Annotated in this window: 6 protein-coding genes; 1 reads left to right on the top strand and 5 read right to left on the bottom strand. The window is 27.9% G+C overall.

From position 1 onward, the window contains the following. Positions 1-302: 302 nt before the first annotated feature. Complete coding sequence (locus A9758_RS00740; RefSeq protein ID WP_011405882.1) at positions 303-1,976, bottom strand: AMP-binding protein; 1,674 nt, start codon at positions 1,974-1,976, stop codon at positions 303-305. 5 nt (positions 1,977-1,981) lie between these two features. Then, positions 1,982-2,554: a helix-turn-helix domain-containing protein gene (locus tag A9758_RS00735; protein WP_011405881.1), complete on the bottom strand. Its 573-nt coding sequence runs from the start codon at positions 2,552-2,554 to the stop codon at positions 1,982-1,984. Positions 2,555-2,742: 188 nt separating this feature from the next. Here A9758_RS00735 and A9758_RS00730 point away from each other — a divergent pair, with 188 nt between their 5' ends. Then, complete coding sequence (locus tag A9758_RS00730) at positions 2,743-3,453, top strand: 4Fe-4S double cluster binding domain-containing protein (RefSeq protein ID WP_011405880.1); 711 nt, start codon at positions 2,743-2,745, stop codon at positions 3,451-3,453. Here the strand turns inward: A9758_RS00730 and glmM are convergent. The 3 genes from glmM to A9758_RS00715 all read right to left on the bottom strand — a co-directional run bounded on the left by glmM (position 3,445) and on the right by A9758_RS00715 (position 7,929). Next, the gene (gene glmM, locus A9758_RS00725; RefSeq protein ID WP_011405879.1) at positions 3,445-4,788 is read right to left on the bottom strand and encodes a phosphoglucosamine mutase; all 1,344 of its coding nucleotides are present in this window, start codon (positions 4,786-4,788) and stop codon (positions 3,445-3,447) included. The two genes, A9758_RS00730 and glmM, sit on opposite strands and share 9 nt — an antisense overlap. A 137-nt stretch (positions 4,789-4,925) precedes the next feature. After that, positions 4,926-6,392, bottom strand: a complete 1,467-nt coding sequence (locus A9758_RS00720; RefSeq protein ID WP_011405878.1) for a cell wall-binding repeat 2 family protein — start codon at positions 6,390-6,392, stop codon at positions 4,926-4,928. 4 nt (positions 6,393-6,396) lie between these two features. Beyond that, positions 6,397-7,929 carry a glycosyltransferase family 39 protein gene (locus tag A9758_RS00715; RefSeq protein ID WP_011405877.1) on the bottom strand — a complete coding sequence of 511 codons (1,533 nt, stop codon included), beginning with the start codon at positions 7,927-7,929 and terminating at the stop codon, positions 6,397-6,399. Positions 7,930-8,221: the final 292 nt, after the last annotated feature.

The following is an 8,221-nucleotide window of genomic DNA, read 5'->3' as shown; positions in this document are numbered from 1 at the left end:
TTCGAAATAATAACATAACAATTAAAATAAAATTATTAATACTATCATAAAAAAATAAGTATTTTGTTTAATTTCAATTATAATTAAAAAAAAATAATAGGATTAAAATTATGAATTATAGTTCTTTTTTTTAAAAGACATGTATTTTATTATAATACCTCTATTTTTTAAAATACCTATTAGATAAACAAAATTCTTATTAAAAAAAATAAACAGTTTTGTTAGCAACTAGTAATATAATTTAGTAATTTATTAAAATAAAATAAGAAATATTAATTGAAAAAAAAGTATGATGAGGAAATTTATTTCTTGAATTTTTCTTCATCTTCAAGTCTGATTTTTTTCCTCATTATTTTACCACTAATTGTTTTTGGAAGTTCATCAACATATTCAATTGCACGAGGATATTTATATGGTGCTGTAACATGTTTTACATGATTTTGAATATCTTTTGTTAACTCCTGAGATGGTTGATAACCCTTATCTAAAACAATTGTTGCCTTAACAATTTGTCCTCTTATAGGATGAGGTATACCAGTTACTGCACAGTCTAATACTGCACTATGTGATAGTAATGCACTTTCAACTTCATATGGACCTATCTTATATCCAGAACTTTTAATTACATCATCAATTCTACCTTTATACCAGTAATATCCATCTTCATCAATCCATGCAGAATCCCCTGTATGATAATATCCATCATATATTGTTTCATCAGTCTTTTCTTGGTTATTATAGTATCCTTTAAATAATCCTAATGGATAACCTTCAGAAATATCAAATACTATTTCACCTTCTTCACCAACATCACATTCACATCCATCAGTATTTAACAATTTAATATTGAACAATGGTGCAGGTTTACCCATTGAACCTAATTTAATATCAACCCATGGGAAGTTTGCAATAGTAGCTACTGTTTCTGTTTGACCAAATGCTTCACGTATAGATAGACCTGTTAATTCCTTAAATTTATAGAATACTTCATCATTTAATGGTTCACCAGCAGTTGTTGCATGTTGTAATGAAGAAAAGTCCAAGTTATCAATATCTTCTTTTATAAAGAACCTGTACATTGTTGGTGGACAACATAATGTCGTGATTTTATGTTCTAATGCCTTAGATAAAACTTCATATGGGTGGAATCTATCATAATCATAGATATATATTCCTGAACCTGAAATCCATGGACCATATATTTCACCCCATAATGCTTTTCCCCAACCAGTATCTGCTATGGTGTAATGTAATCCATTATCCACCACCTGATGCCAGTAATTGGAAGTTACAATATGTGCTAATGGATATCCAAAACTGTGTTTAATCATTTTTGGTTGTCCTGTTGAACCTGATGAGAAGAAAATTACAGAAGTATCTTCAACTGAATCATCATCATATACTGGACGTTCAAAGTTATCTGAAGCTTTTTTAACTTCTTTTCTTAAATCATACCATCCAGGCATATCTTCTGTTCCAACAAATACTTTGTTTAACTTAAGACCTAATGTTTTTTCAACTTCAGCATAGCTTTCTGGAACACCATCTTCACGAATAGTTACAACAGTTTTAATTCCAGCAACATCTATCCTATATTCAATATCTTCAGGTTTTAACATGTGTGTTGCAGGTACTGCTATTGCTTTTAATTTATGTAATGCTAACATACAATACCAAAAATCATAACGACTTTTAAGTGTTAATAATACTCTATCACCCTTTGTAACTCCTAATGATTTAAAGAAGTTTGCAGCCTTATCACTTAATTGTTTTAAATTACTGAATGTGAATATTTTTTCTTGATTATCATCACACCATGATAGTGCTACTTTATCAGGTTGTTCTTTTGCATATACATCAACAATATCATATGCAAAATTAAAATCTTCAGGTACTGTTATTTTTAAATTCTCATTAAAATCTTCATAAGAATCAAATTCTGTTCTTGGAACATATCTATTTAATAATGATGTCATTTAATCTACTCACCTTTATAATTTAGTATATCTAGGAATTTAGCTTTTTTATCTCCTAATGCTATCATTGCATGTTTATGTAATGAATTAAAATACATTGAATCTCCAGGATTTAAGTCAATTGTATTGTCTTTAATATATACTCTAAGTTGTCCTTCTAATACATAAAGAAATTCATATCCTTTATGATAGTTTGGTTCTGGCATATAGTTATCTTTACGTGGTGTTACTGTAACAATAAATGGCTCAATTGCCTTATGTGTAAAATTTGAAGCTAAGTTTTCATAGTCATATGCTTCTCTACGATCAACTCTTACTCCTTTATCTTTACGTGTTACTGTAAAAACACTCATTCTTGTATCTTCACCTGTTAATAATAAACTTGTATCTACATTAAATATTATTGAGGCTTCATAAAGAATACTGGCTGGAATATCTATTTCTCCAGATTCATATTTTGTATAAGTTTCAACTGGAACATCTAACTTTTCAGACATTTCTTGTACACTAATTTCACATACTTCTCTCATGTCTTTAACACGACTTGCTATTTCTTTTTGAATAGTGTTATTATCCATTATATTACCCTCCACTAATTATAAATTTATAGTCATAACTTGTAGTTGATTGATTATTAGAAAATTGCTTTTTATCTACTAAAAAAATATATATTATTTTAATATAATATATTGCATTATTAATAAGATTTATCTAATATAATATATAAAAAATACTAAAAAATAGATTATAGGAAGTTTTTGTTATAATGATAAGTATGATAGATAAGATTTGTAAAGAGGAAGTTACAGTTTATGGTTATGCAAATATGAAAAATATGACACCTAATCCAGATATAAATTCCCAATTTAATAAGTATCCCCATGCTATTAGTATTGGTATTAATATTCCTGATGAGATTATTGATACAATTGACATACTTGAAATAGAGGAAAAATATCTTCAAACATACATTAAAATAAACTCTAAATTAAATGAAATAGGTACTAAAATAGAATCCATATTACATGAACATAAGTATATGGCAAAATTTATTGATGCTTCATCTATTGTTTCTAAAGATAAATTAAAGGGTGATATTTCACATAAACTTGTTGCAAATCTTGCAGGTCTTGGTTGGATTGGAAAGAGTTGTTTACTTATAAATCCATATTATGGTCCACGAATCAGGTGGGCTACCATTATCACAGATGCACCTCTACCATATGCTAAAAAACAAGTTCCTAGTCGTTGTGGAACATGTAGATTATGCTCAGTTAACTGTCCATCACATGCTATTAAAAATATTGAATTTAATGAAGAAAATTCAAGAGAAACACGTTATGATGCATATGCCTGTAATGATTATTTTAATAAATTAGAGGCACAAAATCGTCCAAGATTATGTGGATTATGTATTAAAGTTTGTCCATGGGGACTTGTAAATAAAAAAAGTAGAAAGAAGAGAAATTTAATCTAAATATTTCTTAATTAAATTCATTCCCCAATCAGCTAATTCTGTTGCTTTTTCAGGAGTTTTTGCTTCTGAGAAGCATCTATATATTGGTTCTGTACCAGATGGTCTTATTATTACCCATCCATCACTTGTTATTACTTTAACACCATCTGTTGTGTCAACTTCATATTCTGTTGTGTCTTTAATTATATTTTCTGCAACTGTAGCTTTTTTATCATCAGGACATTCAACTTTTCTTTTTTCTGAGAAGTATGTTGGTAATTGACTAATTAATTGGGATAGTGGTTGTTTTGTTTTAGCTATTATTTCAAGAAGCATTGCTGTAGCTAGTCCAGAATCTCTTCCATATACAAAGTCAGGGAATATTAATCCACCATTTTCTTCTCCACCAAATAAACCATCTACTTCCTGTAATTTACGTGCAACTACAAGATCTCCTACTTTTGTTAGAATTATTTCACCATTATTTTCAAGTGCTATATCTGCTATTGCATTACTTGTTGCAACTGTAGTTACTATTTTTCCACCATTGTTCTTCTCAAGCATAGATTTTTCAACAAGTGCAAATGATTTATCTCCAAAAACAAATTGTCCTTTTTCATCAATACATATTGTTCTATCTGCATCACCATCATGTGCAATTCCAATATCTGCACCAGTTGCCTTAACTACTTTTATAAGATCTTGTAGATTATCTTCTGTTGGTTCTGGATTACGTCCAGGGAATGCTCCATCTGGTTGACAATTAAGTGTTGTTATGTCACATCCCAATTTTCTTATAATGTATGGTGTTGTTGAACATGCAGCTCCAGATCCTGCATCTAGAATTACTTTTAGATTTGCTTGTTTTATTGTGTCTACATCTACTCTTTTTAGCACTTCATCTATGTATTCATCAATAATATCTCTTTTATATGCTTTTCCAATTTTATCCCAAGTTACACGTTCTTGTTTATCATTAAAGTAAATATCTTCAATTTCTTCTTCCAAATCATCAGGAGTTCCAATACCATCAGAGTCCAATAATTTTAATCCATTATATTTTGGAGGATTATGTGAAGCTGTAACCATGATTCCACCATCATAGTATTGTCTTACTGCATACTGTACTGCAGGTGTTGGTAGTGTTCCTAAATCAACCACATCACATCCTACTGATAATAATCCTGCTGTAACGGCGTGTTTTATCATTTCAGAGGATGTTCTTGGATCTGATCCTATTGCTATTGTTCCTTTAACTTTTGTTCCATAAGCTGCTGCAATTTTTGATGCAAATTCTGGAGTTAAAACTGTGTTTGCTACTCTTCGTACACCAAATGTCCCAAATAATTGTTTCATATGTTTTTCTTCTCCTATATTCTTAAATTAACTCTTCTTTATTAAATAAAATAGTTTTTTATTATATGTATTATTATATACTTTTTATAAATTATACATTTTTTTATTTAAAAAAAAGAAATTTGATAAAGAGGTGGTTATTTTTTAGATATATAATATATCATTTGTGAATTTTTATAGCATGCCCATTTATTTCCATCATAGTTCCATGTGTAGTTATTTGTAGGATGCATTTCAGTCCATGTATTATCAGTATTTTTTATCCATTTAACTTGATAATATGATGTGTTATTGTATTTATAGTCAACAGTCCATGTATTTTCATCATAATTCCAGAAGTATTCATATCCAGTATTTGATGTTGCATAATAAGCATTATTACTGATTTTTTTCCAAGTATATGGATGTATTGTACTCCATTTTACATTATATGTGTTGTTATTATTTGTTATATTTGCAGATATATTATTTGAGTCAACTACAGATGTATAATTAAGCATTTCTATTAATGGAGGACTTGATTCCATACTTTTTCCAGTTGTAGTGTTATTTATATATTTTGTATGATTTTTAACATTTTCAATACTGTTTATTTTCACATCATACAATCCTGTGGCTTCATCTAGTGTTCTGTTATTTGTAAGAAATTCTGTATCTATATTATTTTCTCTAAATTCATCTATAATTTTTGATGATATATAATCTGATTCTTCCATTTGTATATAATCTGATTCTGTATTTCTTGTAAGTGTTATTTTTGAAACGTTATTTTCTTTAATATAATCACTTATATCCCCATGATTTGATGAATCTTCTATTAACATTGCATTATTTTGAATAACAAGTGGAACTATTGTGGGTAGTTCACCATAAAATCCATAGTATGCTTGTGTTGTATTATTTAAAAGACCTAATGACTTAAGTTTATTATTTACATTGATACTAACATCTACACTGTTTCTTCCAGATAATTCTTCAATTGTTGTATTGTATGATTTTAACTGATTTTTAAGAGATTCTGGTAGATTTCCCACGATTATTATGTGTGAGATATTATGTGTTTTAATATATTCATCATATTTTGTATCTAATACATCTGCAGAATTATATGTTTCATTTGTTGCTGTGATAAAAACTGGTGTTTTTATATATGCTCCAAGAACTCCTGCAAGTGGATCTGATGCTGAAAATATAAGTGTATCATTATTTTTAGTTGGAGTGTTATCTGCAACTTTTGTTAATATGTCTGGTATAGATTTACCATAGACTTGTTTAACTTCAACACCACACATATGTAGTTGTAGTAGTTGTTTAGCAGTGATAGGTCCAACAACCACTATTTTCTTAATATTGTTTTTTTTAATAAATGATGGTAACCATGAATCTAATTGTTGAGGTAATGTTCTATCAGATAGTACTAGTGGTGCTTTATTATATCCAGCATATACAGAAATTCCTGTTTCCAATCCCCTCATATTCCCAGTACATACTGATATTACCAGTGTATTATTATCAATATCCATAGAATCTGTGTAGAGGAATTTAGTAGAAAATATACCAAGTAGTACTACAATTACTATGATTGCTAATATTTTATATTTCATTATCTTATTTCCTGTAACTATCTTTTATAATACATATTTTATAATTTGAATTTGAGTATATATTTTGTGCATATATGGGTATTGGTGTATCATGTTTTAGTAATATATAACCTACACCTAAATCAGATAACTCACTTTCTGTTGAATGATTTTCTATTATATGTACAGGATCTACAACATACACTGGAATAGATTCAGTAAATCCTCCATAAACAACTGGTGTATTACTAGTTGATACAACAATTGTATCCATAACAGAATCTTCTGATACAAGAAGTGATCCATCACTATTATTTACAAACCAAGACATGACATGGTATCTGTCATGAGCTAAAGTTGCATCAGAAAATCTGGAAGATATAATAGATGGTTTTGATATTGTTCCAATAGGATCTATTACCATATGCATCTCTGTTGGAATAAGTGTAGTATTATAATCATTATCTGCTAATACATCAGGTGTATAACTATCCACATATGCAACTACACTTAGTACTGAGAATATAACAAGAAGTATTACTAATAATTTCTCCATATTTTTATTTTTAATGTAATTACATACTTCTATAAATCCTACACCACTAATTAGTATTAATGGATAACTTGCCACTTCTAGAATTCTAATTGAAACTGTTTCTATCCCAAGATATGTTACTTGACTTAGTAGTACCAATGATAAAGACCATACTAATAGAAATAGTGATTTATTAGATTTGTTTTTATATAATGTGTAAAATCCTATTATAGTAAATAACAATGGAATAATACCATAATATTTATAGAAATATACTCCAATAAAAAGTGGATTTCCTGCTATTGAATTGAAAAATAACCCATAATTTATCAGAATATATAACCACCATGGTAGTGCTATAATCATGGATATTATAATGTATATTAAAAGATATTTACTATTTAATTGTTTTCTAACTAATTGTATAAGACCATATAACCCTACAACCCCAATTGTCATGATGGATGTTGCCATGTGTAGATTACATATTAATCCTAGAAATATTGCTGATAATAGTATGTCTTTCTTATTATTATCTCTAAATCCAATAAAAAATAGCACACATACAATCATTGAAAGTGCAATGGCAATTGTTGCAGGAGTACATATTACTGATCTATTAAATGTTACAAAGGATAACATTCCAAGAAAACCCGTAATTACACCATGCTTTATTGAGTATAATCTGTATGATGAGTAGGATATAATATAGATTACAAAGAATGCAAATACTGGTTGTAAAAATCTAGTAATATTAACAAGGGATATATGTGTTATGTTTGAAATTGTTGCTAAAAACAAATGAAACAATGGAGGATACATTATGAGTCTACCATGTGGTGCTACTGTTGAATAATCCCAAAATACAAGGCCATTTGTCATATATAAATTAGCCATATGTATATGATAATATACATCCCATGATATTGGAAATGTAAATTTATATACTAACAATAAGGATATGATACATGTGATAGTTGCTGGTAATAGAATTAATTTCTTATTATTAAAGTTAATATTCATAGATGTCCCTTTAGATTATTTTTATAATTATAATTATAATTAATAGTTATAATTGTAATAGTTTTTTATCTTTACTAAAATAATTACATGAAAAGAAAATGTACACAAAAATAAGATTTATGTAAACATTAACTATACTATACTTTTGTGTGTTGTTTTTAAATAAAAACCAATAACACTCATGTATACATCATGTGTACATAGATTATAATAAATAATTCAAAAACAAATATATGTTCATATATTAGTATATTCAAGAGATATTATATATGTTTACATAATGTATACAAAG

Origin of the sequence: Methanosphaera sp. A6 (genome assembly GCF_001729395.1) — an archaeon.
GTDB classification, from domain to species: domain Archaea; phylum Methanobacteriota; class Methanobacteria; order Methanobacteriales; family Methanobacteriaceae; genus Methanosphaera; species Methanosphaera stadtmanae.
The sequence above is the reverse complement of the archived record's forward strand: the minus strand, read 5'-3'. Positions and strand labels throughout refer to the sequence as shown.